General features: G+C 61.1%; 23 protein-coding genes and 1 riboswitch. Of the genes, 8 read left to right on the forward strand and 15 right to left on the reverse strand.

Going from position 1 to position 25280, the window contains the following annotated elements; translation table 11 throughout:
• The 4 genes from ACOVQ0_RS08990 to murI all read right to left on the reverse strand — a co-directional run.
• The coding region (locus ACOVQ0_RS08990; RefSeq protein ID WP_421883214.1) for a nitroreductase family protein at positions 1 to 108 on the reverse strand (108 nt) is incomplete at its 3' end.
• Between the two features lie 118 nt (positions 109 to 226).
• A complete protein-coding gene (gene hemA / locus ACOVQ0_RS08995; RefSeq protein ID WP_421883149.1) occupies positions 227 to 1447 on the reverse strand; it encodes a 5-aminolevulinate synthase in 1221 nt (406 codons plus the stop codon).
• Between the two features lie 153 nt (positions 1448 to 1600).
• Positions 1601 to 2521: an MBL fold metallo-hydrolase gene (locus ACOVQ0_RS09000; protein ID WP_421883151.1), complete on the reverse strand. Its 921-nt coding sequence runs from the start codon at positions 2519 to 2521 to the stop codon at positions 1601 to 1603.
• A gap of 29 nt (positions 2522 to 2550) precedes the next feature.
• On the reverse strand, positions 2551 to 3381 hold the full coding sequence (gene murI, locus ACOVQ0_RS09005) for a glutamate racemase (RefSeq protein WP_421883154.1): 831 nt from the start codon (positions 3379 to 3381) through the stop codon (positions 2551 to 2553).
• Positions 3382 to 3453: 72 nt separating this feature from the next.
• Between murI and plsY the strand changes: the two genes are divergently transcribed.
• The 3 genes from plsY (at position 3454) to topA (ending at position 7840) form a co-directional block, all read left to right on the forward strand.
• Positions 3454 to 4047: a glycerol-3-phosphate 1-O-acyltransferase PlsY gene (gene plsY / locus ACOVQ0_RS09010; protein WP_421883217.1), complete on the forward strand. Its 594-nt coding sequence runs from the start codon at positions 3454 to 3456 to the stop codon at positions 4045 to 4047.
• Positions 4044 to 5162: a DNA-processing protein DprA gene (dprA, locus tag ACOVQ0_RS09015; protein WP_421883157.1), complete on the forward strand. Its 1119-nt coding sequence runs from the start codon at positions 4044 to 4046 to the stop codon at positions 5160 to 5162. The genes plsY and dprA overlap by 4 nt, the downstream gene beginning before the upstream one ends.
• Positions 5163 to 5239: 77 nt before the next feature.
• Complete coding sequence (gene topA, locus ACOVQ0_RS09020) at positions 5240 to 7840, forward strand: type I DNA topoisomerase (RefSeq protein WP_421883160.1); 2601 nt, start codon at positions 5240 to 5242, stop codon at positions 7838 to 7840.
• A 10-nt stretch (positions 7841 to 7850) separates the two neighbouring features.
• Here topA and ACOVQ0_RS09025 read toward each other — a convergent pair whose 3' ends face one another.
• The 5 genes from ACOVQ0_RS09025 to lepB all read right to left on the reverse strand — a co-directional run bounded on the left by ACOVQ0_RS09025 (position 7851) and on the right by lepB (position 12870).
• Positions 7851 to 9398, reverse strand: a complete 1548-nt coding sequence (locus tag ACOVQ0_RS09025; RefSeq protein ID WP_421883163.1) for a hypothetical protein — start codon at positions 9396 to 9398, stop codon at positions 7851 to 7853.
• A 172-nt stretch (positions 9399 to 9570) separates the two neighbouring features.
• Positions 9571 to 10407 (reverse strand): SGNH/GDSL hydrolase family protein, encoded by an 837-nt coding sequence (locus tag ACOVQ0_RS09030; protein ID WP_421883165.1) that lies wholly within the window; start codon positions 10405 to 10407, stop codon positions 9571 to 9573.
• Positions 10395 to 11288 carry a GTPase Era gene (era, locus tag ACOVQ0_RS09035; protein WP_421883168.1) on the reverse strand — a complete coding sequence of 298 codons (894 nt, stop codon included), beginning with the start codon at positions 11286 to 11288 and terminating at the stop codon, positions 10395 to 10397. Before era ends, ACOVQ0_RS09030 begins: the two co-directional genes overlap by 13 nt.
• Before the next feature lie 47 nt (positions 11289 to 11335).
• The gene (rnc, locus tag ACOVQ0_RS09040) at positions 11336 to 12034 is read right to left on the reverse strand and encodes a ribonuclease III (protein WP_421883172.1); all 699 of its coding nucleotides are present in this window, start codon (positions 12032 to 12034) and stop codon (positions 11336 to 11338) included.
• Complete coding sequence (lepB, locus tag ACOVQ0_RS09045; protein ID WP_421883175.1) at positions 12007 to 12870, reverse strand: signal peptidase I; 864 nt, start codon at positions 12868 to 12870, stop codon at positions 12007 to 12009. Before lepB ends, rnc begins: the two co-directional genes overlap by 28 nt.
• 155 nt (positions 12871 to 13025) lie before the next feature.
• Between lepB and pgi the strand changes: the two genes are divergently transcribed.
• On the forward strand, positions 13026 to 14549 hold the full coding sequence (gene pgi, locus ACOVQ0_RS09050) for a glucose-6-phosphate isomerase (RefSeq protein WP_421883178.1): 1524 nt from the start codon (positions 13026 to 13028) through the stop codon (positions 14547 to 14549).
• A gap of 88 nt (positions 14550 to 14637) precedes the next feature.
• On the forward strand, positions 14638 to 15996 hold the full coding sequence (gene gorA, locus ACOVQ0_RS09055; RefSeq protein WP_421883182.1) for a glutathione-disulfide reductase: 1359 nt from the start codon (positions 14638 to 14640) through the stop codon (positions 15994 to 15996).
• 83 nt (positions 15997 to 16079) lie between these two features.
• Here the strand turns inward: gorA and ACOVQ0_RS09060 are convergent, their stop codons facing one another.
• The 6 genes from ACOVQ0_RS09060 to crtY all read right to left on the reverse strand — a co-directional run bounded on the left by ACOVQ0_RS09060 (position 16080) and on the right by crtY (position 22004).
• On the reverse strand, positions 16080 to 16829 hold the full coding sequence (locus ACOVQ0_RS09060) for a molybdopterin-binding protein (protein WP_421883185.1): 750 nt from the start codon (positions 16827 to 16829) through the stop codon (positions 16080 to 16082).
• The gene (locus ACOVQ0_RS09065) at positions 16826 to 17668 is read right to left on the reverse strand and encodes a cytochrome b/b6 domain-containing protein (protein WP_421883188.1); all 843 of its coding nucleotides are present in this window, start codon (positions 17666 to 17668) and stop codon (positions 16826 to 16828) included. Before ACOVQ0_RS09065 ends, ACOVQ0_RS09060 begins: the two co-directional genes overlap by 4 nt.
• A 99-nt stretch (positions 17669 to 17767) precedes the next feature.
• The gene (locus tag ACOVQ0_RS09070; protein WP_421883191.1) at positions 17768 to 18748 is read right to left on the reverse strand and encodes a phytoene/squalene synthase family protein; all 981 of its coding nucleotides are present in this window, start codon (positions 18746 to 18748) and stop codon (positions 17768 to 17770) included.
• Positions 18749 to 19330 carry a TIGR00730 family Rossman fold protein gene (locus ACOVQ0_RS09075; RefSeq protein WP_421883195.1) on the reverse strand — a complete coding sequence of 194 codons (582 nt, stop codon included), beginning with the start codon at positions 19328 to 19330 and terminating at the stop codon, positions 18749 to 18751. It abuts the gene before it with no gap.
• Positions 19327 to 20805: a phytoene desaturase gene (locus ACOVQ0_RS09080; protein WP_421883198.1), complete on the reverse strand. Its 1479-nt coding sequence runs from the start codon at positions 20803 to 20805 to the stop codon at positions 19327 to 19329. Before ACOVQ0_RS09080 ends, ACOVQ0_RS09075 begins: the two co-directional genes overlap by 4 nt.
• Entirely contained in the window at positions 20802 to 22004 is a 1203-nt protein-coding gene (gene crtY / locus ACOVQ0_RS09085; RefSeq protein ID WP_421883202.1) for a lycopene beta-cyclase CrtY, read from the reverse strand. The genes ACOVQ0_RS09080 and crtY overlap by 4 nt, the downstream gene beginning before the upstream one ends.
• Before the next feature lie 95 nt (positions 22005 to 22099).
• Here crtY and ACOVQ0_RS09090 point away from each other — a divergent pair, with 95 nt between their 5' ends.
• The 3 genes from ACOVQ0_RS09090 to ACOVQ0_RS09100 form a co-directional block, all read left to right on the forward strand.
• Positions 22100 to 22687 (forward strand): DUF2585 domain-containing protein, encoded by a 588-nt coding sequence (locus tag ACOVQ0_RS09090; RefSeq protein ID WP_421883205.1) that lies wholly within the window; start codon positions 22100 to 22102, stop codon positions 22685 to 22687.
• A gap of 144 nt (positions 22688 to 22831) precedes the next feature.
• Positions 22832 to 24349 (forward strand): flavin-containing monooxygenase, encoded by a 1518-nt coding sequence (locus ACOVQ0_RS09095; protein WP_421883208.1) that lies wholly within the window; start codon positions 22832 to 22834, stop codon positions 24347 to 24349.
• Between the two features lie 43 nt (positions 24350 to 24392).
• A riboswitch (TPP riboswitch) is annotated at positions 24393 to 24500 on the forward strand.
• A 51-nt stretch (positions 24501 to 24551) separates the two neighbouring features.
• The coding region (locus tag ACOVQ0_RS09100) for a phosphomethylpyrimidine synthase ThiC (protein ID WP_421883211.1) at positions 24552 to 25280 on the forward strand (729 nt) is incomplete at its 3' end.

A 25280-nucleotide genomic window follows, 5' to 3' on the forward strand; every position in this document is an offset into this window, starting at 1 on the left:
CGCCAAAGACAGGATCTCCTCTATCAGCGCGCGCGGGACAGGCTTGTCGAGATATCCCCGTATCGACCGGCGACCGAGGACAACTTCGTCGAAGGACGGAACCGACATGCACTCTCCCGATTTTTAATTGATCGGTTAAGGCTAGCGCGGTCAGCGCGAAAGGCAAGCCCCACGAAAAAGCCCTCCCGGATCAGGGGAGGGCCTTGGATCGTTACGAGACGCCGCTTCAGGCGGCCTTCTGGATTTCCATTTCCATCCGCTGCCAGATCTCGACCAGCGCTCCAGCCAGTTCGTCCATCATGGCCTGCGTGTGCGAGGGGCCCGGCGTGAAGCGCAGCCGCTCGGTACCGCGCGGGACGGTGGGGAAATTGATCGGCTGCACATAGACGCCGTATTCCGCCAGCAGGATGTCGCTGATCTTCTTGGCGCGCACCGGATCGCCCACCATCAGCGGAACGATATGCGTGGTCGATGGCATGACCGGCAGGCCAGAGTCGGCAAAAGCCTTTTTCAGATAGGCTGCGGCGGCCTGCTGCCCCTCACGCTCAGCGCTCGATGCCTTCAGGTGGCGGACCGAAGCGAGGACGCCCGCGACCAGCACAGGCGACAGCGAAGTGGTGAAGATAAAGCCCGGTGCATAAGAGCGGATCACGTCGATGATCTTGCGATCTGCTGCGATATAGCCGCCCATCACGCCGAAAGCCTTGCCAAGCGTGCCTTCGATGATGTCGATGCGATGTGCTGCTTCGTCACGATCGGTAATGCCGCCGCCGCGCGGGCCATACATGCCAACGGCGTGAACCTCGTCGATATAGGTCAGCGCGTTGTACTTTTCGGCCAGATCACAGATCGCGTGGATCGGCGCGACATCACCATCCATCGAATAGACGGATTCGAAAGCGATCAGCTTGGGCAGAGCTGGGTCGGTTTCGGCCAGAAGCTGTTCAAGATGCTCGATATCGTTGTGGCGCCAGACCTTCTTTTCAGCGCCCGAATTGCGGATGCCTGCGATCATCGATGCGTGGTTCAACTCGTCAGAGAAGATCACGCAGCCGGGCAGGATCTTGGCCAGCGTGGAAAGCGTTGCGTCGTTCGAGACGTAGCCCGACGTGAACAGCAGCGCGCCTTCCTTGCCATGCAGATCGGCCAGTTCGGCTTCGAGTTCGATATGGTAGTGCGTGTTGCCGCCAATGTTGCGCGTGCCGCCGGAGCCTGCACCAACATTGTGCAGCGCCTCTTCCATTGCGGCGATCACCTTGGGGTGCTGGCCCATCGCAAGGTAATCGTTCGAACACCACACGGTGATCGGCTTGGGTCCGTTGTGACCGGCAAAACAGCGCGCATTGGGGTAGGCCCCCTTGTTGCGCAGGATATCGATGAAAACGCGGTAGCGGCCTTCGGAGTGCAGACGCTCGATCGCAGAATCAAAAACCTGATCGTAATTCACCCCGCCGCTCCTTCCTGCAACAGGGACACCAACTTGTTCCATTGGTCCGTCCCCTGGCCCGATCCCTTTGGGCCACTCGGCGAATGGGCGGCTTCTACGCCTGTTCAAACCGCAATGCCAGCGCGATTTGGGGTAACTGTCCGAAAGGCGGACTTAATTGCCAGTAGGTGCGAGCCGTGCGGTTGAAGCGCGCGAAATATGCAGTGCGGCAGCGTTCGTGGCCAGCCAGTCTGCGTCATGGGATGGCAGGAGAATTAACGATTTATTTCGGTCTTTCAGCGCTTTAAGGCCTTTGAGCCAACCGATTGCGGCGGGTCGATCTTCCGGCGAAAGGATATCGGCTACCAGCCTCGAACGCGGCGTTGCCCGCTCAAAATTGGGGGCGAGCGAGGCAGTGTCACCAGTCAGGATATACTCCCGCCCGTTGGCGAGTTGCACATAGATCATCTGCGAAGCAGGGGTATGACCCGGCGTCTGGATCACCACCACGCCGGGGGCAACCGCTTCGATCGGGGCGAGCTTGCGCGTTTTGCTGATATGGCTGCCGTTCTCGCGCCAAAGCGCATTGATGCCGCCCAGCATTCCCGATGTAACCAACGCCTTGTCGGCTATGGCCGCGAAGTGCGGATGGTCGAGGAAACGCCCGACATGATCGACATGGGCGTGCGTGAACAGGATGAGTTCGGCATTGTCCATCCAGCTATCGACCAGTGCCATTGCTGCATTGTTGTAGTGCGAAAAGCCCATAGCCTTGGCATCGGGTGGAGAAAGGCCGGGATCGACCACGATGCCGCCATCGGGTGTTTCAATGTGCCACGCGATCACGCCGGAGTTGATCTGCCGCAGCCCGGTGCCTGCTGCGAGCGTTGCCGAAGGGATTCTGCGCGTGGCCAGCGTGACGAACCGGATCGCTGTCGGCTTTGCCCCGGGCTTTGCATCGGCGGCGGCGCGCAGAGCTAAAAGATCGAACGGCCGGGCTGGAATGCCCGCCGGTCCGGCGTTTACCAGCAACCAGTAGTAGGCAAGTCCCGCCAGAATCAGCAGGACAATGATCGCTTTAGAAAAACGCCCCAACGCTTGCCCCCTGCTGCCCGCATTCAGCATCAAAATGTCGCGATACGGCCAAGGCCATGTGCTTCGAGCGCTGCTTCTAGCCGGTTCACTTCGCTTCCGCCACGGGTGAACAGCGCCAGATCGGGTTCCCGGCGTTGCCACGCCTGTCCTTCGGTCAAAAATGCGATGCGTCGTGCGATGCCATCCGATCCGTCGACAAACGATACGCCGGGGCCAAACGCTGTGGAAAGTTCAGCTTCCACCAGCGGGAAGTGCGTGCAAGCCAGCACTACCGTGTCGATCGCATCGCCCCCCGGTTGCTCCCGCAGCGCGGCAGCCGCGCGGGCATAGACTTTCGGGTCCACAGCGTCACCGCGCAACTTTGCCTCGGCGGCGGCGACCAGTTCGGGCGCGCCGTGGCGCAGCAGTCGCTTGTCGGCAGCGAACTCGGCTTCCAGTCGATCGACATACCCTTGGCGGATCGTTGCTTCGGTCCCCAGAAGTCCGATCACGCCGGTTCTGGTCATGGCCGCCGCCGGCTTTATCGCCGGAACCGTGCCGACAATCGGCACTTCCAGAACTTCGCGTACCGACGCCAGCGCGATGGTCGATGCTGTGTTGCAGGCGATACAGACAAGCCGTGGGGCAAGGCGTTCGGTCAACCGGCCAAGCAGGCCGGACACGCGCGCCGCGATCTGCGCTTCGGATTTGGCACCATAGGGCAGGCCTGCATTGTCAGCGACATAGATCACGGGCGCTTGCGGCAGGATCTTGCGAACCTTGCGCAAGACCGACAATCCGCCAACCCCCGAATCAAACAGGAGCAGAGGGGCGGCCGGATCGACCGGCGGAACTGGCGTATGTGGGGCAGGAGCTGTCATCTGACAGGGCTTGTATCGGGATTGGCGGCAAATTGAAAAGTGGCCTCTTTCGCTTTCGGGGCCGATGCGGATATGAACGACCTCGTGGACACACTTCTTCCCCTGCTCGTCGGCTATCTGCTTGGCTCGGTGCCCTTTGGCCTCATCCTTACCCGCTTGACCGGCGGGGGCGATCTGCGCGCGATCGGTTCGGGTAACATTGGCGCAACCAATGTGCTGCGGACTGGCAAGAAAGGCGTCGCTGCTGCAACCTTGCTGCTCGACATGGGCAAAGGGCTGGGGGCCGTCCTGCTGGCCCGCCATTTCTGGCCGGGGAGCGAAGGACTGGCAGCACTGGCTGCCGTTCTGGGCCACTGTTTCCCGCTTTGGCTGAAGTTCAAGGGCGGCAAAGGCGTCGCAACGATGATGGGCGTGTCACTGGGCCTCGCTTGGCCCATCGGGCTTGCCTATGCTGTGGTCTGGCTCGGCGTGTTGTTCGCCAGCCGCATTTCCTCGCTCGGCGGGATGAGCGCGGCGATTGCGGCCCCCGTTGCGGCGCTGCTTTTTGGTTACACCGCCTATGCCCCGGTGCTGGCCCTCCTGGCCTTGCTGGTGCTATTCCTGCACCGTGAAAATATTGTCCGCCTTCGCGCCGGAACAGAGCCGAAGGTCGGCAGCAAGAAGTGAACGTCGCTGCACCGGCCACGCTTACGCGCGACGAAGCATTCGCCCGCATTCGCCTGCTGCGCTCACCCAATATCGGGCCGGTCAGTTACAACCAGTTGCTGCGCCGCTTCGGCACGGCAGCGGCTGCGATCGAAGCGCTTCCCGATCTCGCCGCACGAGGGGGGGCGCCTTATCGCCCCGCATCAGTTGATCGCATAGAGGCCGAAGTTGCAGCCGTGCGAAAATCTGGCGCGCGCTATCTTTTCCACGACGGGCCAGATTACCCGAAACTGCTTTCGGCGCTCGAAACCCCGCCGCCGATCCTGACCATGCGCGGCGATCCTGCGTTGCTATCGCGCCCATCGGTTGCCGTGGTCGGCGCGCGCAATGCCTCGGCGGCGGCAGTCAAACTGTCCCGCGATTTTTCCACGGCGCTGGCGGGGCGGGGCTACGCCGTCATCTCAGGGCTGGCGCGCGGGATCGATGCTGCGGCGCATCGCGGCGCGCTGGCCGCTATGGCCGATGGCGGCGGCACCGTGGGCGTCATCGCCAGTGGCATCAACATCGCCTATCCGCCTGAGAACGCCGAACTGCAGGAGCAGGTTGCCAGCGAGGGCCTGCTGATAGCCGAAATGCCGCCGGGCACCGAACCGCTGGCACGGCACTTTCCCCATCGTAACCGCATCATCGCCGGGCTGGCCACGGGCACGCTGGTGGTTGAGGCTGCGCCAAAGTCAGGCTCGCTTATCACCGCGCGCCTTGCGGCTGAGGCTGGGCGAGAGGTCATGGCCATCCCCGGCTCCCCGCTCGACAGTCGCTCGCATGGCTGCAACCAGTTGATCCGCGATGGCGCTGTCCTTGTGCAGTCACCCGATGATGTGATCGAACTGCTCGTCGGCTTCGAAGGGCAGCCGCGCTCCACCTTCTGCGAAAGCGGGCCTTCCTTCACGCAGGACGTTGGTGATGAACCGGCTGACATTGCCGGACTGCTCACACTTGCGCCGGTCGCCGTCGATGAATTGATCCGCCAAAGCGGGGCCAGCGCCGGTGCGGTGCAGATGGCGCTGCTCGAATTGGAACTGGCGGGCAGGCTCGTCCGCCATGCCGCTGGGCGCGTCAGCCTCTCGTCGAATTGAACGTGGGCGCTTGACGAATGCCTGCCTCCGTCCCCACCCTCGCGCACACGTACACGTAAGGACTGCTTTTTCACACCATGCAGCTTGTCATTGTTGAATCGCCGGCCAAAGCCAAGACCATCGAAAAGTATCTTGGACCCGGCTTCAAGGTTCTCGCCTCATACGGTCACATTCGCGATCTTCCCGTGAAGGACGGTTCTGTCCGCCCGGACGAGGATTTCGCGATGGATTGGGAACTTTACGGCGACAAGCAGTCGCGCGTGAAGGCTATTACCGATGCGGCCAAGGAAGCTGACCGCCTGATCCTCGCGACTGACCCTGATCGCGAAGGAGAGGCAATTTCATGGCACGTCAAAGAGTTGCTGGCAAAACGTCGCGCGCTTCCTAAAGAGGTTGAGCGCGTAACCTTCAACGCGATCACCAAGCAGACGGTGACAGACGCGATGAAGCGTCCGCGTGAACTCGATCAGGATCTGATCGATGCCTATCTGGCCCGGCGTGCGCTGGACTACCTGTTTGGCTTCACCCTTTCGCCGGTCCTCTGGCGCAAGCTGCCCGGCGCCAAATCGGCAGGTCGCGTGCAATCGGTGGCCCTGCGCCTGATTGTCCAGCGTGAGCGTGAAATCGAAGTTTTCCGCGCCGAAGAATACTGGTCGGTCATCGCCCGTCTGGAGCAGGCAGGAACCGAGTTTTCGGCGCGCCTTGTGAAGTTCGATGGGCAAAAGCTCGACAAGCTGACGCTGGGCGATGAAGGCGCGGCCATGAAAGCCAAGGCCGTGGTTGAGGCCGGCACTTTCCGCGTCGAAGATGTCGAGACGAAGCCGACCCGCCGCAATCCCTATCCGCCCTTCACAACATCTACGCTGCAGCAGGAAGCAGCCCGCAAGCTGGGCTTTTCCGCCAGCCACACCATGCGCGTCGCGCAGACGCTCTACGAGGCGGGCGCGATCACTTACATGCGTACCGATGGCGTGCAGATGGACCCAAGCGCCATCTCCGCTGCGCGCAAGGCGATCTCGGACCGGTATGATGGGCACTACCTTCCCGAAAAACCAAGGCATTACGAGACAAAAGCCAAGAATGCTCAGGAAGCACATGAAGCCATCAGGCCAACAGATTTTGCCAAGGATCGGCACGGTTCGGGTGATGAGGCACGGCTTTACGACCTGATCTTCAAGCGTGCGATGGCCAGCCAGATGGCATCGGCCAACATCGAACGCACCACCGTGACCCTGCGTGATGGCACCGGAAAGCACGAATTGCGTGCGACCGGACAGGTCGTGAAATTCCCCGGCTTTCTGGCGGTTTACGAAGAAGGCCGCGATCAGAAGGCCGATACAGACGAAGACGATGCAAACCTTCTGCCTGCGCTGAGCAAGGGCGATACGCCAGCCAAGCGCGGCGTTGATGCCACGCAGCATTTCACCCAGCCGCCGCCGCGCTATTCGGAAGCCAGCCTTGTGAAGCGGCTTGAGGAACTGGGCATCGGGCGTCCTTCCACTTATGCGGCAACGCTGCAGGTGCTGAAGGATCGCAATTATGTGAGAACGGAGAAAAACCGTTTCTTTGCAGAGGAATCTGGCCGACTTCTCACATCATTTCTGGAACGTTTCTTCGCGCGCTATGTGGCTTATGAGTTCACCGCCGGGATGGAGGACGAGCTGGACGACGTGTCCGGCGGGCGCGCCGAATGGAAGAAGGTGCTGGCCGCCTTCTGGCGTGATTTCAAGCCCAAGTCCGATGAGGTGATGGAGAAGAAGCCCAGCGAGGTCACCGCCGAACTGGACGAGTTCCTGTCCGACTACCTGTTCCCCCCGCGTGAGGATGGCAGCGACCCCCGCCTTTGCCCCAAGTGTGAAGTCGGGCGGCTTGCGTTGCGCGGCGGACGCTATGGCGCTTTCGTCGCCTGCTCGAACTATCCCGAATGCAAATACACCCGCAAGTTTGCGCAGCCGGGCGGCGCTGACGGCGACGGTGCCGAGGATGGCGTGCTGGGCAAAGACCCGGTTACGAGCATGGAAGTGGTACGCAAGGCCGGGCGGTTTGGGCCCTACATCCAGTTGGGTGAAGGCAAGGACGCCAAGCGCGCGTCGATCCCCAAGGACATCGGCGAACTCGATCTCGAATGGGCGCTCAAGCTGTTGTCGCTCCCGCGCGAAGTGGGCGTGCATCCTGAATCGGGCAATCCGATCACGGCCAGCATCGGGCGCTATGGCCCTTATCTGGCGCATGATGGCAAATATGCCCGGCTCAAGACCACTTCGGAAGTGTTCGAAACAGGCATGAACGCGGCAGTCATGTTGCTGGCTGCTGCGGCTGCCGGTGCTGGCGCGCGTGGCAGTCGTGCGGCGGCAGAACCGCTCAAGGTCTTTGGTGCCCACCCAACCTCGGGCGGTGAGATCAAGCTGATGGCTGGCCGCTATGGCCCCTATGTTACCGATGGCACGACCAACGCCACCTTGCCGCGCGACAAGCAGCCTGAAGCGCTGACGATGGAAGAGGCAGTGACGCTGATCGACGAGCGTGCTGCAAAGGGACCGGCCAAGGGCAAGAAGGGGGCGAAGAAGGCTCCCGCAAAGAAGGCAGCGCCGAAGAAGGTCGCCGAGAAAAAGGCGACTGCCAAGAAAGCTCCGGCAAAGAAGCCCGCAAAGCCCAAGGCAGCCACCAAGGCAGAGTAACCAATTGGCTCTATCGCCTCAGGCGATAGAGCCAATATTCGCGCGTGCCGAGCGTGTAGGTGGCATAGCGCTCATAGGCTTTTGGCAGTTCAGTTTTCATCACTGCGCGCGTTTCCAGATTGGGCAGATAAAGCTTTTGCGGCGCCCACATAAGGATGACGTCGGGGCGTGCTGCCACGATACGGCGCACTTCGGCGGTGGCATCCATGCCGATCGCGGTGGATTCGATGAACGTGTTGAGGTGGTTGGGAAATATCCGCGTGGTCGGCAGGCAGGTGGGGATCGTGCGATAGAAGGCCAGTTCTCCTTCAAAGATGAACAGGCATCCGCCACGCATTTCCTGCTCGATCAGCGCACTCATCTCCTCGTATTGCGCGGTCGTTCCATGCCGCCAGACCTGATAGATCGGCACCACCATGCCTGCCAGAGCCCCGAAACCGAGCAAGAATCGTCCGTACCACCGTTCGCCGGGCTGCACGCGGGCAAGGGAAGGGGCGGCCAAGACTGCCAATGGCACCAGCAGCGGCGCGACATAGTGATCGTACCACGTCCCGAAAATCAGGAAGCCAAGGCATGCCATCGCACCCCAGATCTTCAGGAAGGCGTGCGAGCGCGGTGACAGGCCACCTGATGTGTCGCACATTTTCGGCGCATGGAAGATGGCCAGCCAGAACGGCAGCAACGCAGCACATTCCTTCGCCAACCTGCCGTATGACCGCACCCCGTCAGATCCGCGTTCAAAGATCGACACGAAGTTGGCATAGATGAACGCATCAAGTTGGCCGATTTCGGCATACCACGCCATTGCAGCGGCAGTCGGCAGCAGCGCGACGGCGATCCACAGCGCAGCCGTTCCCACCAGGCGCCGCAAGGACCAGATATCCGCAAATCCGCGCGCCAGCAGCATCATGCCAAAGGCAGCACCTTCGAAGATCACGGTATACTTGATCTGGATGGCAAGCCCCAGCAGCAACATGACCCAGCATCCGCGCCCCAGCAGCGTCTCGTCCTCGTTCCGCTTCATGGCGTCGACCACGGCGATTGCGGCCACTGCTACCAGCAGATTGTAGAAGACCGGCGCTTGCCCCATGCCTGCGTTGAAGGCGGGCATGAACAGGATATAGGCCGCGCCTGCCTGCCACGCTGCTGCGGGCGAGGCGATTTCCCGCGCCAGCCGCGATATCGCCAGCGCTGTTCCCGCCGTCGCCACCGCCGCACCGAACTGGTAGGCCAGCAATGGATCACCGGGAACAGCGGCAAAGGCTTCGTACAACACGAACAGGCCGATGGGCTTTCGGTCCCAGATATCGACATAGGGCACCGCGCCATCGCGCATCCGTTCGGCCACGAACAGATAGAACTGCTCGTCGATATGGATCACCGGATTGCCGAACAGAAAGCTGCGCGTGATCAGAAACAGGCCAAGATAGGCCAGGGCCGGGATGAGCCATGCCGGCAGGGAAAATCCCGGCAGCGCAAATGTCGGTGCGAACCGACGGGGCCGTGTGCGATTTACCGTCGCTGTCTCGCCCAGCGGGATTCCGCCCGGTTCGTTCATTCCTGCACTCCGTTGAGAAGGTAACCGAACGCTCAACGGGCAGAGGCGCGGTTCCCTTCGCTACGGGCGTAGGTGCGGGTGATGAATGTTTGCTGTCAGGTTTCTGACGGAGCCTTTGCGTTGCCGGAAACCGGGGCAGACCGCGCGCGAGGCGCGGCCAACGGTCGCCCGGTCATTTCCGCCGTAGAAACTCCCCGAGCGCTTTTGCTGCGGCAACATGGCCGATGCGGTTGGGGTGGATTGGAATACCATCGCCTTCTGGCGCAGTCATTCCGTTGCTCCACGGTACTGCTGAACACGGCGCATGGTCGCGTGAAAGCCGGGAGAATTTCAGCACTTCGGCCCCCTCCGTCTTCGCCACGCGCGCTGTGATCTTCGCCAGTCGCTTGGCGGCAACGCGGCTCAGCTCCAACCGTTCGGCAGCGATCGGCAGGGCCGAACAGTCTTTCGCAAGCGGCAGCACCGAAATGTAATCGACGAACACGATCCGCGCTTCCGGCGCACGTTCGCGGACAGTGCGCACAATACGCCGCATACGGTCTTCGTCACCCTCCCACTCGGCTTCGCTGACTTCGCGCCATTTCTGGCAGCGCGGGTCAGGCTTGGCCATCTGTTCACAGGCAGCGGCGAAGATGTTGCCAACAAAGGCGATGTCGTTGCCGCCGATGGTGATCGTAACCAGCTTTGCCCTGGCATCCACGCTGTCGATCTGGGGCGGAACCTCGTTCCACGCCCCAAGCACGTGGTGCGTGGTAGCGCCGCTGCACGTGGCATCCACCAGATCCAGCCCAAACTCCTTGGCGAGCAGGTTGGGATAATTCAGCGTGCCCCGTCCGCACCGCGCAGGCGTGCCGGGCGTATTCGGCCCGACGCCCGGTCCGGCTGCAAACGAACTGCCCAGCGCGACATAGCGACCGCCAGCAGCAGGCACAGCAGGCTTTGCGACGACCGAAGTCGAGGAAACCAGCACCAGCGTCACCAACAGAGCCTTGCGCATCACTTGACCCATTCCAGTCCGATTTCCTCGTAGATTTCCTTGGCATCGGCCCAGCGCTCATCCACCTTCACGTGCAGGAACAGATGAACTTTGGTTTCGAGCAACTGCGCCAGTTCCTTGCGCGAAGCCTCGCCAATCGCCTTGATCTTCGCGCCGCCTTTGCCCAACACGATGGGGCGCTGGCTTTCGCGCGCGATCACGATCTGCTGGTGAATCTCGATCGAGCCGTCCTTGCGCGTGAGGTACTTTTCCGGTCGCACCGTGCTGTCATACGGCAATTCGTCATGGAGCTGCCGATAAAGCTGCTCGCGCGTGATCTCCGCTGCCATCAGTCGCTCGCTGGCGTCAGAAACCTGATCTTCCGGGTAATGCCACACCGCTTCCGGCATCAGCGCGGCAAGCCGCTGCTTAAGTTCGGGCACGCCATCGCCGGTCAGCGCCGAAACGAAGAACACCTCATCGAATTGCGCGTCCGTTGTCAGCGCCTCCGCCATGACCAACAGCGGTTCCTTCGGCGTCGAATCCACCTTGTTCAACACCAGCAGCTTGCGTTCTGGCCGGTCCTTCAAGCTGGCAAGGATCGGTTCGAGGTAATCGCGCTTCTTCTTGCGCGCATCCACCACCAGCAGGATCGCATCGGCTTCCTGCGCGCCATCCCAGGCGGCGCTCACCATCGCGCGGTCCAGACGGCGCTTCGGTTCGAACAGTCCGGGCGTATCGGCCAGAATGATCTGCGCTTCTCCTTCCAGCGCAATGCCCATCAGCCGTGCGCGCGTGGTCTGTGCCTTGGCAGAGACAATCGCCACCTTCTGCCCCACCAGCGCATTCACCAGCGTTGATTTGCCCGCATTCGGCGCGCCCAGCACGGCCACGAGGCCACATTTTTCGGTCATATTTCCAATTCTCTGAATGTCTGCGGCCACATTAGGCCAAATAGGCTTCAGCCGTAAGCCTGCATGAACGCATGGGCCGCCGCAGTTTCGGCTTCCTGCTTGCTCGATCCGATAGCGCTGGCTTTGCCCACGCCGTTTACCTCGACCGACACGGTAAAGCGCGCGGCGTGATCCGGCCCTTCGCGCGCCACCATTGTGTAGACTGGCGGCTTGCGCCGGTTGCCCGCAGCCCATTCCTGCAACGCCGCCTTGGGATGCTTGCGCTGCCCGGTGCCCGAAGCCATCGGCTTGTCCCACAGCTTTCGCACGAACAGGCGCGCCTCATCAAAGCCGCGTTCCACGAACAGCGCCCCGATCAGTGCTTCCATCACATCGCCAAGGATGTTGTCGCTCTGCGCGCCGCCATCGTCACGCGCCTGCTTGCCAAGGCGGATGTGCGGGGGCAGGGCGATGGCCCGCGCCACATCGGCGCAAGTCTCACGGCTGACCAGCGCATTGAGCCGCTGCGAGAGCTTGCCCTCGGCAGCATCGCTCTTTTCGTGCAGCCAATCCGCGATGACCAGCCCCAGCACACGGTCGCCCAGAAACTCAAGCCGCTGGTAATCGCGCGCCTTACCCATCGAGCCATGAGTCAACGCTTCGGCCCACAAGTCGGGGCGCGCGGGGGCGCTCCCGGTCAGTTCCGTCAGAAACGTCAGGCTCTCGGCAGGAAGCGCGCTCAGAACGTGCCCCCGATCCGGTTCCACCGCGCGGCGGTGAACCAGGTCCAGGGCAGGAACCAGTTGGCGCTGCCATCGGTCGACCACATCATGATCGCGGCGCGTCCCACAAGATTGTCCTGCGGCACCAGACCGATGCCACCACCTTCCATCGCCGGGAAGCGGCTATCCATCGAATTGTCGCGGTTGTCGCCCATCAGGAACAACTGGCCTTCGGGCACCACGATCGGAACCGTGTTGTCGGCATCACGCTGGCCAAGGTCGAGCACGTTGTAGCTCTTTCCGTTGGGCAACGTTTCGCGGAACTGAGGGTAATGGCAGGTCTGGCTGCCATCCGCTTCGGTGACGGCAAACTCGTCCGAAACGCAGTCGGTGTTTGGCGTCACCGCAATGACGAAGTCCTGAACCTTTACCTTCGGCACGGCCTGACCGTTCAGGATCAGCACGCCTTCCTTCATCTGCACGGTATCGCCCGGCAACCCGATGACCCGCTTGATATAGTCCACATCGTTGCCGGGAGGCGCTTTGAATATCGCCACATCGCCGCGCTCTGGCTGGCTCGCAAAGATGCGCTTGGGCAGCAGTGGCGCGCTGAACGGCAGCGAATAGCTGCTGTATCCATAGGGCCACTTCGCCGCGAGCAGGTAGTCCCCGTTCTCCAGCCTTGGCAGCATCGATTCCGAAGGGATGTTGAAGGGCGAGAAGATGAAGCTGCGGAAGATCGCCACCACCAGCACCAGCTTCACGAGGAAGACCGGAAAGCTGTCCTCTTTCTTCTCCTTCTTCGCGCGCGGAGGAGCGGAAGCCGGATCGGCCGGTGTCTGCGGGCTGGCTTCGGGTGTATCGTTCATCGTCGCGGTCATGTTGCTCGCAAGGCCCTTCGTCAAGTGTGTTATCGAAACAATACAGTCCCGAAATACGTCTGCGAAGCTTGCCGGTGGATGAACAGCGCGCTTGGCCTGCGCCTCTCAACCGGGCATTAGAGCGATTACGCAGTTGCGAAACGATGAGGATTGCCATGATCGATGCCCAAGCCGAACTCTTCTGGACGGCGCTGGCAGGCCTGCCCCGGCCGACCCTGAAAGACCTGTTTGCCGATGCGGATCGGCTTGCGCGCTATTCGGCCACGCTCGATTTGCCCGGCGGCCCGATTCTGTTCGACTGGTCGAAAACGCACCTCTCGCCCGAAGTCGAAGCGCTGCTCGGCTCCATTGCAGCAGCAATGGATCTCGAAGGTCGGCGTGACGCGCTGATCAATGGCGAGAAGATCAACAATACCGAAGGCCGCGCTGCCGAACACACCGCACAGCGTGGTGTGGGCAATGAAGCCAGCGTCGAAGAAGCCGAAGCGCTCCACGCCCGCATGAAGATGCTGGTCGATGCAATCCACGAAGGCCTTCTGGGCGATGTGAAAAGCCTGATCCATATCGGCATCGGCGGCTCGGCACTCGGCCCTGCGCTTGCGATTGATGCACTGACTCGCGATGGTGCCAAGGTCGCCGTCCATGTGGTGTCGAACATCGATGGTTGCGCGCTGGAAGCTGCCATGAAGGCCTGCGATCCGGCGACCACGATGATCGCCATCGCGTCGAAGACGTTTACCACCACCGAAACCATGACCAACGCCCGCTCGGCGCTGGACTGGCTGAGCGAGAACGGCGTTGACGATCCTTACGGTCGCGTCGTCGCGCTGACCGCAGCGCCGGAAAAGGCAGTGGAATGGGGTGTCGATGAAACTCGTGTCCTGCCGTTTTCAGAAACCGTTGGCGGGCGCTATTCGCTATGGTCGTCCATCGGCTTCCCGGTTGCGATTGCGCTGGGGTGGCAGGGCTTTGCCGAATTTCTCGATGGTGCCGCCGCCATCGACCGTCACTTCATCGACGTGGACCTTGCCGAAAACGTCATCGTCCGGGCCGCCTTTGCGGACCTTTATTATGCGCAAGTGCGCGCCTGCCAGACACGTGCGGTCTTCGCCTATGACGAACGGCTCGCCCTTCTGCCCGACTATCTCCAGCAGTTGGAGATGGAATCGAACGGCAAGCGCGTTCTTGCCGATGGCTCGCCGCTGATGCGTGCAAGCGCCCCGGTCACCTGGGGCGGGGTAGGCACCGATGCACAGCACGCGGTGTTCCAGTTGCTCCATCAGGGCACACACCTGATCCCGGTCGATTTCCTTGCGGTGAAGGTGCCCGGCCACGATCTCGATCCGGTCCACCACCAGATCCTGCTCTCGAACTGCTTTGCACAGGGCGCTGCCCTGATGGCAGGCAAGGCATCGGATGATGGTGCGCGCGCCTATCCGGGGGATCGTCCTTCCGCCACAATCCTGTGCGATGATCTCAATCCCGCTACCCTCGGCGCGCTGATCGCCTTCCACGAACACCGCACCTTCGTTTCGGCGGCGATGCTCGGCATCAATCCGTTCGATCAGTTCGGCGTGGAACTCGGCAAGGCCATTGCCAAGCAGATCGATACTGGCGGCGGCGAAGGTTTCGATCCTTCGACCGAGGCCCTGCTCGCCGCCGCCGGGATTGGCGGATAATAGTAAGTATACCTAACGGTATTGCGCAAAAGCCTCTGGTCTTGCGAAGGACCAGAGGCCATATGCTGCTCCACAAGAAGGAGTGCATATGGCTGACCAGCAATTCGACTACGATCTCTTCGTCATCGGCGCAGGCTCGGGCGGCGTTCGGGCCAGCCGGATCGCTGCCAGCCACGGCGCGCGCGTTGCAGTGGCAGAAGAATATCGGGTCGGCGGCACCTGCGTCATCCGGGGCTGTGTGCCCAAGAAGCTGCTCGTCTACGGTTCGCACTTTGCCGAAGAATTGCAGGATGCAGCCAACTATGGCTGGACGGTCGAGAAGATGAGCTTCGACTGGCCGACGTTACGTGACGCGGTGCTGAAAGACGTCGACCGCCTCAACACCGCCTATACGAACACGCTGGAAACCAACAAGGTCGAACGCTTTCTGGAACGCGCCACCGTTGCAGGGCCAAACACGGTCCGCCTCGCTTCGGGGCAGGAAATCAGCGCGAAGTATATCCTGATTGCCACGGGTGCCTGGCCCGTGATGCCTGAGTTCGAAGGCAGCGAACACTGCATCACCTCGAACGAGGTATTCCATCTCGAAACCCTGCCCAAGCGCGTGGTCATTTCCGGCGCGGGCTATATCGCGATGGAATTTGCTGGGATTTTCAATGCGCTTGGCTGTCACGTAACGGTGGTAAACCGCAGCGAGACGATCCTGCGCGGCTATGATGAATCGATGCGCGACCGCCTGCTGCAGATCACGATGGCGCGCGGCATCGAATACAAGTTCAACTGCCCGTTCGATCGCGTTGAAAAGCAGGAGGACGGCTCGTTCCACGTCTATGTCGGCAAGCAGCCCGATCCGTTGCACGCCGATGTCGTCCTTGTCGCCACCGGACGCCGCCCCAAGACGGACGGGCTGGGGCTGGAAAGCGCCGGGATCGAACTCGGGGCGCAGGGCGAAATCCCCGTTGACGATCACGGCAAGACGGCTTGCGACAGCATCTACGCCGTGGGTGACGTAACGAACCGCGTGCAGCTAACCCCCATCGCCATCCGTGAAGGCCACGCCTTTGCCGACCGCGTATTTGGCGGCAAGGAAACCTCGGTAAGCTACGACTGCATTCCCAGCGCAGTGTTTTCGCAGCCGCCGCTTGCGGGCGTTGGTCTGACCGAAAGCCAGGCGCGGCAGGCCTATGGCAGCAACATCAAGGTCTATTCGTCAGACTTCCGCCCGATGAAGAACATCTTCGGCCACCGCCCGGAACGCGGCCTTTACAAGATGATCGTCGATGCCACGACCGAGAAGGTTCTGGGCATCCACATGATTGGCCCGGACAGCCCGGAAATCCTTCAGGCTGCCGCCATTGCCGTGAAGGCCGGGCTGACCAAGGCCGATTTCGACGCGACCGTGGCGCTGCATCCGTCGATGGCCGAGGAACTGGTGCTGATGCGCTGAAGTAGTCCGGGCAATAGGGGGCGCTTTGGCAAAAGCGGAAATTGGCCCGTTACGTTGCGATTGCGCGTGGCGGGCCCCTTGTTTCATATTCCGGCAAACCATTGGTAGCCAGAATGGTCCTCCCAATATCCACCCTTGCCGCCGTGGATGCCAGCCAGTGATGCCACGGCTTCGATCCGCATCACGAACTTGGCCTGCTTGTATCCCAGCGCTCGTTCTACCCGCAGTCTGATTGGTGCACCGTGCCCGACGGGAAGAGGCTGGCGGTTCATGGTGTGGGCAAGGATCGTTTGAGGGTGCATCGCATCGATCATGTCGATGCTCTCGTAATAGGGAATGCCTGAGAAATCGTCTGCGCAATGGAAGACGATAAAGTTGGCATTTGCTGAAATCATGGACTGGCGGAGCAGCAATGCAAGTGGCACGCCGGTCCATTCGCCAATCGCGCTCCAGCCCTCAACACAGTCCTGCCGGGTGATCTGCGTGCGCTGCGGTGCGGCTTTCAGCTGGGCCAGTGTCAGGCGCATCGGCCTGTCGACAAGTCCGCCGATTTCAACTGCCCAGTTGGCAAATCCATTGGCAAGATGGCGGGCATATTCGGGTGATGCGGGCATGTGGTTGCCGTTCACCCGGAAGCGCGGTGACAGGTCGGCACGGGTGAATTCCGGTGCCAGTGCGTTGCGGTCCGTAACGAGACGCTGCCCAGTCAGCGTTGCCTTCTCACCCAACGTCAGCATTTTGCGAACGGTGGGGGACGTGGTGATGCGTTCACAGCCGGAAAGCAGAAGGCCACTTGCCCCGAAAAGAGCGTTGCGTCGGGAAATCAACGTCATTCCCCGATCTCCCGCACTGCCGGTATTCTGTACCATCCCGTCACTATCGAGCGCAGTTCGTTAAACGGTCCGGCAAGCACAATCATCAGAAGATGGATTGCGATGAAAGCGCAGAAGGCCACTGCGCAGAGGAAGTGTATCGATCGGGCTGATTGCCGTCCGCCGAACAGGTCAAGCAGCAAAGGGAAGGCTGCGTTGAGATTTGGCGACATCGTCATCCCGGTCAGCACCACCAGCGGTATCAGCACGAAGATCACGCCCAGATATACGATCTTTTGCAACGGATTATAGGATCTGGCTGCCTCACCTGTCGGGAACCGCAGCTTGGCGTGGTTCTTCATATCCCGCCACAGGTGAGAAAATTTTCGTTCTTCACGCTTCAAGGCAAGATCGCGGGAAAGATGTTTTGAGAGCAAGGCGTAAAGAATAAATATCACAAGCGATGCAAGTAGAATCCATGCAAAGAAAAAGTGCCACTGCCGCCCTTCGGCAAGGCTGTAATAGTTCGGGATCGTAAAGATCGGTGGAATAGCTTTGGTGGAGTAGGGTGTGTAACCTAGAATGCCGGTTGTCGGAACTTCCAGACTTCCCAGTTGCACAAAACCTTCTTGCCCGCGTTTGCCGATGACCAGCCAGGGATCATCGTAATTCGCGCCATATTTGCCCCAGTAAAGCCGGGGGTGAGCATTGAAGATTGTGGCACCGCTCATCAGCAGGGCGAAGATGGCGATGGCGTTCAGCCAGTGCCAGATGCGGACTGGCAGGCGGGTGCGATAGATGAGTTCGCCTTCGCTTTCGGCCGGATTTTGTAACGTAACGGGCGGCGTTGCGGCATCCACGTCCCATCTCCCTTGCACAGCGGCATTGTGCCATGCCTCAGGCCCATCTCAAACCGCGATTTCGGCCTGTCAGGACCGCTTAGGTGCAGCTAGGTGCATCTAGGTGCAGTTCGGAACGCCCTGCTTCCGGGCGAGGGCAGTCAGGTCAATTCTGCTGTATTTCCGGGCGCTTGCCATCGCCACACAGGAGCGAGGAACCGGACGGACGCTTGCCCATGCGGCTCTTGCCACAAACCCCAGCTTGCGCCCGTTACTAACGACAGTGCGATGATCCCACGCATGTTCGCCGCGCCGCGCGACCTCGCGCGCGATCTCGCCATAGATCCCCGCCGCCGCCAGAATAGCCCAGCGCTGACGCGGCTTCAGCCGGGCAGCACCGATGCGGGCGGAGCATTCGTGAATGTTCGCCGCTTCGCACATGCGCGCGACAATCCTCGTCAGGGCAGGGCGAAAATGCGGCTTCATCTGCTCACCCGGCGGAATGTCTTCCTCAGCCAGCCAGTCCAGCGGGATGTAGCAACGATCCGCCGCGTCATCCTCATCGATATCGCGCGCGATGTTGGCGAGTTGGAAAGCCAGGCCCAGGTCGCAGGCGCGGTCGAGCGTATCGGAATCATCGGGGGATACGCCCATGACGACAGCCATCATCACGCCCACAGCGCCTGCCACATGCCAGCAATAGCGCATGAGATCAGCTTCGGAGTGCGGCTGCCATTCTGCGGCATCGAGCGCGAAGCCATCGATAACGTCACGCGCCATTTCCAGCGTAAGGCCGGTTTCGCGCGCGACGAGGCCAAGGGCGTCAAAGGCTGGATCGCCGCTTTCACGCCCGGCAAAAGCCAGCGCGGTCTTTTCGCGAACTTGCGTCAAACGCTCTGCCGCTCCCGTCTGAATGCCCAAGGCGCCGCCGTGGTCCTGCGCATCGATGATATCGTCGCAGCGGCGGCACCATGCGTAGAGCAGCCAGACCCTTTCGCGTGTAGCGCGATCGAACAGGTGGCTGGCGATGGCGAAGCTTTTCGAACCCTTCAGGATCGATTGGCGAGCGTTAGTAACGAGAGCCGCGCGATCCATCGTCATTCAGAGATCATCGGCTTTCATCGCAAAGATCGGGGTGTGCGGCACATGGGCTTCCATGCGGGCCAGCAGCAGATCGAGATCGTGTTCGGCAATGATGATGTTGGCGTGCGCCGGGCGGATGAAGCCCACGTCGATCATGTGGCGGTTGAAGGCCAGCAGATGGTCGTAGAAGCCGAAGGCATTGAGCAGGCCCACCGGCTTTGCATGATAGCCAAGCTGCGCCCAGCTGACGGCTTCCCATAGTTCGTCCATCGTGCCGACACCGCCGGGGATGGTGAGGAAACCGTCCGACAGGTCGGTGAAGCGCTTCTTGCGTTCGTGCATTCCCGAAACGACGTGGAGTTCGGTACAATCGTGGTTGGCCACTTCGGAATTGACCAGACCCTCGGGGATAATGCCGATCACTTCGCCGCCCGCATCAAGCGCGCCATAGGCAACCGCGCCCATCAGGCCCAACCGTCCGCCACCATAGACCACACCGATGCCGCGCCGCGCCAGTTCCTGCCCGATCTGCCGAGCGAGTGTGACGTAACGAGTATCGGCGGGCGAGGCAGAGCCGCAATAGACGGCAAGGCGTTTCACAGAAGATCCTCCAGCATAAGTTGCGCGGTGGCCTTGGCCGAGCCGACCACGCCGGGAATGCCCGCGCCGGGATGGGTTCCCGCGCCGACAAGATAGAAGTTCGAAATTGCATCGTCGCGGTTGTGTGCGCGGAACCATGCGCTTTGCGTTAGTAACGGTTCAAGGCTGAACGCGCTGCCGAGGTGGGCGGACAGGTCCGTCTTGAAGTCTGCCGGGGCGTAGTGGAATTTCGTTACGATACGCGAATGGATATCCGGGATCAGACGGCGACCTACTTCATCCAGAATGCGCTTTTCGAGGATCGGGCCGACCTCGTTCCAATCGACCGGAAGCTTGCCCATGTTGGCGACGGGAACCAGCGCGTAGAACGTGCTCATGCCCCCTGGCGCTACCGAGGGATCGGTGACCGTGGGGTGGTGCAGGTAGATCGAGAAGTCCTGCGGCAGGACGCCGTGGGTGTAGATATCGTCGAGCAGCCCTTTGTAGCGCGGGCCGAACAGGATCATGTGATGCGGAATGCCCGGCCATGTGCCTTCAAGGCCGAAGTGGACAACGAATAGGCTGGGGGAATAGCGCTTCTTGCCCAAAGCCTTCGCGCGCCGCTGGGCGTGCGTATTATCGGGCATCAGATCGCGGTAGGAGTGCATGATATCGGCATTCGAGGCGACGGCATCGAATTTGCCTGACCATCCGCTTTTCGTCTGCACGCCGGTGGCGCGCGTGCCAAGCGTTTCGACATGGACGACCGGATCGCCCATGCGCACTTCGCCACCGATGCGGCGGAAGTGGGTGACCATGCCTTCGATCAGGCGGTTGGTGCCGCCCTTGGCCCACCATACGCCGCCGTCTTTTTCCAGCTTGTGGATCAGGGCATAGATTGCGCTTGTGGTCATCGGGTTGCCGCCAACGAGCAGGCTGTGGAAGCTGAAAGCCTCGCGCAGCTTTTCGTTCTTTATGTAGCTTGAGACAACTGAGTAAACCGACCGCCACGCCTGATAGCGCGCCAGCGAAGGCGCGGCTTTGATCATGCTGGCGAAATCGAGAAAGGGCACAGCACCGAGCTTGCGATAGCCTTCTTCGAAAACGCCTGCGGAATAATGCAGGAAGTCTTCATATCCGGCGACATCCTGCGGGCTGAGCTTTGCAATCTCGTTCCGCAGATTTACGCTATCGTTGGAGTAATCGAAATTGGTGCCGTCTGCCCAGTTGAGCCGATAGAACGGCATGACGGGCATCAGTTCCACGTCATCCGAAAGGCGATGCCCTTTCAGTGCCCAGAGTTCTTCCAGACAGGCAGGGTCGGTGATGACGGTTGGCCCGGCATCGAACGTGAAACCATCCTTCTGCCAGTGGTAGGCACGGCCACCAGGCTTGTCGCGCGCTTCGATAAGCGTGGTCTGCACGCCGCCCGACTGGAGCCGGATGGCGAGCGCAAGGCCGCCGAAGCCTGAGCCGATTACACAGGCACGTTTCATGTTCTGGTTCCCGACGAGGAAAGAGGTTTTGGCCGCGCGCCCAAGCCCGTCAGCACGCCGATGGCGCGGGTGATGGGAATAGGGGGCTTTCCGGCAAGGATTCTGAATTTGTCGAACGCGGTGGTGCGACCGGCATAGAATCGTTCGATCAACGCGCGATCAAGGCCGTAGAAACGTTCGAGCACGCGATAGCGCAGGTGCGGCTCTGCGCCGGCGAAGAGCATTGCGGTTAGTGTGCGGTGATAGGCTGCATCCTGCCAGTGCTGACGCGCCCATGCTTCGCTGAACCGGGCGAGCGCATCGCCGCTGAGATCAGGCCGTGCAACCAGGGCGAGGGCATAGCGGACGGCATCGGGCAGGGAATAGCTGGTCACCGCGTGGAACAGACCGGCGCGAACCCCTGCGCGGGCGACATTGTTGCCGCTGGCTCGCCAGAAGGCGCCGAAATCGCCACCTGCGACGACTGGAAGAACGCCCTGTTCCTCATCCAGCACTTCGGCAACGGTCCAGCCCTGCTGCGCCACATAGGCATCTATCCGGGCGCGGATTGCGTTGACGTCCAGCGCGGGGCCATCGGCATAATAGGTATCTTCGACGAAGATTTCGTCGGGCGTGAAAGGCAGGCAATAGACGAAGCGGTAGCCATCGATCTGTTCGACCGTGGCGTCCTTTACGATGGGAGCGTCCAGCCCGTGCGGAGCCTGCAGGCGAAAACGCCGACCGACGAATTTCTGCCATCCCCCGGTCAGATCGCTGACATTGCGCAGGCCGCGCGCATCGATCACCGCGCCTGCTTCCACGCGCGTGCCATCGGACAGGGTGGCGTTGGTGGTGCTGCAGGCTAGTGCCCTGACGCCGGTCATGATCGCATCGGGGCCGAGGCTTGCGCGGACGATGCGATCAAACCGCGCCGAGGTTATGGAATAGTAGCTGGTATGCAGCCGCCGTTCGATCCGGGGGAACCGCACCGTATATTCAGGCCATGCCGCGACGACCATGCCATCAAGAAGATCGCGCCCGGCCTGATTGATATCGGTGCCGAAGAACGACCAGACGTGGTGACCGCCGATGCTATCGCCTTGTTCGACCAGCAGAACTGACAGGTTTGGCTGCGCCTGTTTGAGCGCCAGCGCGACAAGGCCGCCTGCCAGGCCGCCGCCGAGAATGACAATATCGCAATGGCGCACACTCATCATCATGCGCTTAGGGCGATGCGGTTGCGGGTGCAACCACGGGCTTGTGAGTTGAAGGCCGACCCGTCAGAAAGGGCAATGAGGGGAAGGGACAACAACCTATGAAATCAGACCTGCTGCCGGATCGCGCTGGGAAGATCGCGGCCATCGGCGTTGCACTGGGTATCGTGATCATATTGCTGGGAATGCATCGCCCGCCGATCTGCCCGTGTGGCACGATCAGGTTGTGGCAGGGCGTGGTGGAATCGGCAGAGAACAGTCAGCAGATTGCGGACTGGTACAGCTTCAGCCACGTGATTCATGGCTTCCTGTTTTATGGCGCGGCGCATCTTTTGTGGCGCAGGTTCGGCTTGCAGGCGCTTTCGCCGCGTTGGGCACTTGCGCTGGCAGTGCTGGTGGAAGGGGCGTGGGAAATTCTCGAAAATTCACCGATCATCATCGATCGCTATCGTGCGGTAACGATATCCTACGGTTATTCGGGCGACAGCGTGCTCAATTCCTTTGCGGACATGGCGTTTATGAGCCTTGGTTTCCTGTTCGCCGCGCGCGTTCCGACAATGGTCACAGTGGGCGTGGCGCTGGTGTTCGAGGCGTTTACGCTGTTCATGATCCGCGACAATCTGGCGTTGAACGTGCTGATGCTGGCCTATCCGCTTGAATCCGTTCGTGGGTGGCAGGCTGGCGGGTGAGCGCCGGATTTTCTTGACCGATAGCTTCATTGTCAGGTCCATCAGGTTGCAGCTTGATACCGATCAATGTCACCTTTCCGCATGAGCCGAGAACGGCCTGACAAGCCCTGACACACAAAGGGGCGAGGATCTTGGAGAGGACAGATGGGCGAACACGCAAGTTCGGGCGGCGATTTTGATGTCCTGATCATCGGGGCCGGTATTTCTGGCATCGGTTCGGCATGGCACCTGCAGGACCAGTGCCCCGGCAAAACTTATGCCGTGATCGAATCCAAGGATACGTTTGGCGGCACCTGGGACACGCACAAGTATCCGGGCGTGCGGTCTGACTCGGACCTCTACACTTTCGGCTATCGCTTCAAGCCGTGGGTCGGCGCGCCTATTGCCAGCGCGCAGGCTATCCTCGATTACATGGGTGAGGTGATCGAGGAAGCCGGGATCGACCGGCATATCCACTATGGCCACACGATCACGAGCGCGAAATGGTCCAGCGAGACGAACCGCTGGACGCTGGAAGCGCTGGCGAAGGATGGCAGCACGGCCACGTTCACGGCGGGGTTTTTGTGGATGTGCCAAGGATATTACGACCATCAGGTGCCCTACATCCCCAAGGAGTGGCAGGGCGTATCGGACTTCAAGGGCCTGTTCGTTCACGCGCAGTTGTGGGATCCGGCGACCGACTGGGAAGGCAAGCGTATCCTTGTCATCGGATCAGGCGCGACGGCTGCGACGGTGGTTCCAGCCTTTGCCGAGAAGGCGCAGGTGACGATGCTGCAGCGTTCGCCGACCTACTTCTATTGCCACCCCAACCAGAACGAACTGGCCGACCGGCTTCGGCAAATCGGCATCGACGAACCGACCGTCCATCGCGTGGTGCGTGCTCAAGTGATGCACGATCAGGCCGTCATGGACAAACGCTGCGTCGAAGAGCCTGATGTGGTGTTCGAGGAACTGAAGATGGCCGCGCGCGCCTATGCCGGGGAGGACTTCGATTTCGAACCGCACTTCACGCCCAAATACCGGCCTTGGCAACAGCGACTGGCGTTCTGCCCGGATGGCGATTTGTTTCAGGCGGCCGCACAAGGCAAGGTGCAGGTGGTGACCGATACGATCGACCGCTTCACCGACAAGGGCGTGCTGACGGCTTCGGGTGAAATGCTGGAGGCGGACATCATCGTGGCTTGCACCGGTTTCCACCTGAAGGTTCTGGGCGACATTCCGTTCGAGGTGGATGGCAAGGCGGTCAACTGGGGCGATACGGTGACCTATCGCGGGATGATGTTTACCGGTGTGCCCAACATGGTCTGGGTCTTCGGCTATTTCCGCGCGAGTTGGACGTTGCGGGTGGACATGCTGGGCGATTTCGTTTGCCGCCTGTTGCGCCATATGGACGCGCGGGGGGCGAAGAAGGTCGAGCCGGTGTTCCGCGATGAGGATGCAGGCATGGACATTCTTCCGTGGATCGAAGCCGACAACTTCAATCCGGGCTATCTGATGCGCGATATGCACAAGCTGCCGCAGCGCGGTGGCAAGGAAGAATGGCGGCACAACCAGAACTACTGGCTTGAGCGCGATGCCATTCCGGCCATCGATCTGGATGGGCCGGAGTTCCTCTATGATGGTGTGCGGGCAGGGGCAGGTGTTGCAGAAGCGACGGAATAGACAAACGCCGGTTGCCGCGCGCGCATTCCGCGCCTAAAAGCCTGTCCATACCCCGGGGAGCCAGTGCTGGCTGAGAGGGGCTGGTCACGCAGCCCGACCCGTCGAACCTGAACCCGTTAGCACGGGCGGAGGGAGGGAAGGCTGTTGGGGCGTTGAGTCGTGCACCAGCCTGCTCCTTCTCCGTCAAGAAGAGGAGCGCCCAATGGCAGATATCAACTCCAAGCTCGAAATCGGCGTCACTACCGGCCCGATCCGCGGCAGTCGCAAGATCCACGTTGAAAGCCTGCGCTTCCCCGACGTGCGGGTCGCCATGCGTGAAATCGCGCTGGAACCTTCAAGCGGTGAACCGGCGGTGCGGGTTTATGACACTTCGGGGCCTTATACCGATACTCGCGCCACCATCGATATTGCAGCTGGCCTGCCGCAACTTCGCCGCGATTGGATCATGGCGCGCGGCGATGTGGAAGAATACGACGCGCGCGAAGTGAAGCCTGAGGACAACGGGCTGAAGGGGCCTGACCGTTCGGCTGGCGTGCCTGCGTTCCCCAACGTGGTGAAGCGTCCGTTGCGGGCCAAGGCTGGACAGAACGTCAGCCAGATGCATTACGCACGCCGGGGCATCATCACGCCGGAAATGGAATATGTGGCCATCCGTGAGAACCTTGGCCGCAAGCAGGCCAAGGAAGCGCTGATCCGCGACGGGCAGGACTGGGGCGCTTCGATCCCCGATTACGTGACCCCTGAATTCGTGCGCTATGAAGTGGCGCGGGGCCGCGCGATCATTCCTTCGAACATCAACCATCCTGAGTCCGAGCCGATGGCGATCGGGCGCAACTTCCTCGTCAAGATCAACGCCAACATCGGCAATTCGGCAGTGGCGTCGGACGTGGCCAGCGAAGTCGACAAGATGGTCTGGTCGATCCGCTGGGGC

The sequence above is a fragment of the Novosphingobium sp. genome, assembly GCF_049240505.1.
Lineage (GTDB): Bacteria > Pseudomonadota > Alphaproteobacteria > Sphingomonadales > Sphingomonadaceae > Novosphingobium.

What these genes read in the sequence shown, in the direction of transcription:
- crtY (WP_421883202.1), bottom strand. Translation starts at nt 22,004, where the DNA reads ATGATGATGAGTGTGCGCCATTGCGATATTGTCATTCTCGGCGGCGGC.
- pgi (WP_421883178.1), top strand. Translation starts at nt 13,026, where the DNA reads ATGATCGATGCCCAAGCCGAACTCTTCTGGACGGCGCTGGCAGGCCTG.
- murI (WP_421883154.1), bottom strand. Translation starts at nt 3,381, where the DNA reads ATGACAGCTCCTGCCCCACATACGCCAGTTCCGCCGGTCGATCCGGCC.
- ACOVQ0_RS09095 (WP_421883208.1), top strand. Translation starts at nt 22,832, where the DNA reads ATGGGCGAACACGCAAGTTCGGGCGGCGATTTTGATGTCCTGATCATC.
- era (WP_421883168.1), bottom strand. Translation starts at nt 11,288, where the DNA reads ATGACCGAAAAATGTGGCCTCGTGGCCGTGCTGGGCGCGCCGAATGCG.
- topA (WP_421883160.1), top strand. Translation starts at nt 5,240, where the DNA reads ATGCAGCTTGTCATTGTTGAATCGCCGGCCAAAGCCAAGACCATCGAA.
- ACOVQ0_RS09060 (WP_421883185.1), bottom strand. Translation starts at nt 16,829, where the DNA reads ATGACGTTGATTTCCCGACGCAACGCTCTTTTCGGGGCAAGTGGCCTT.
- lepB (WP_421883175.1), bottom strand. Translation starts at nt 12,870, where the DNA reads ATGACCGCGACGATGAACGATACACCCGAAGCCAGCCCGCAGACACCG.
- plsY (WP_421883217.1), top strand. Translation starts at nt 3,454, where the DNA reads ATGAACGACCTCGTGGACACACTTCTTCCCCTGCTCGTCGGCTATCTG.
- ACOVQ0_RS09025 (WP_421883163.1), bottom strand. Translation starts at nt 9,398, where the DNA reads ATGAACGAACCGGGCGGAATCCCGCTGGGCGAGACAGCGACGGTAAAT.
- ACOVQ0_RS09030 (WP_421883165.1), bottom strand. Translation starts at nt 10,407, where the DNA reads ATGGGTCAAGTGATGCGCAAGGCTCTGTTGGTGACGCTGGTGCTGGTT.
- gorA (WP_421883182.1), top strand. Translation starts at nt 14,638, where the DNA reads ATGGCTGACCAGCAATTCGACTACGATCTCTTCGTCATCGGCGCAGGC.
- ACOVQ0_RS09080 (WP_421883198.1), bottom strand. Translation starts at nt 20,805, where the DNA reads ATGAAACGTGCCTGTGTAATCGGCTCAGGCTTCGGCGGCCTTGCGCTC.
- ACOVQ0_RS09070 (WP_421883191.1), bottom strand. Translation starts at nt 18,748, where the DNA reads ATGACGATGGATCGCGCGGCTCTCGTTACTAACGCTCGCCAATCGATC.
- ACOVQ0_RS09090 (WP_421883205.1), top strand. Translation starts at nt 22,100, where the DNA reads ATGAAATCAGACCTGCTGCCGGATCGCGCTGGGAAGATCGCGGCCATC.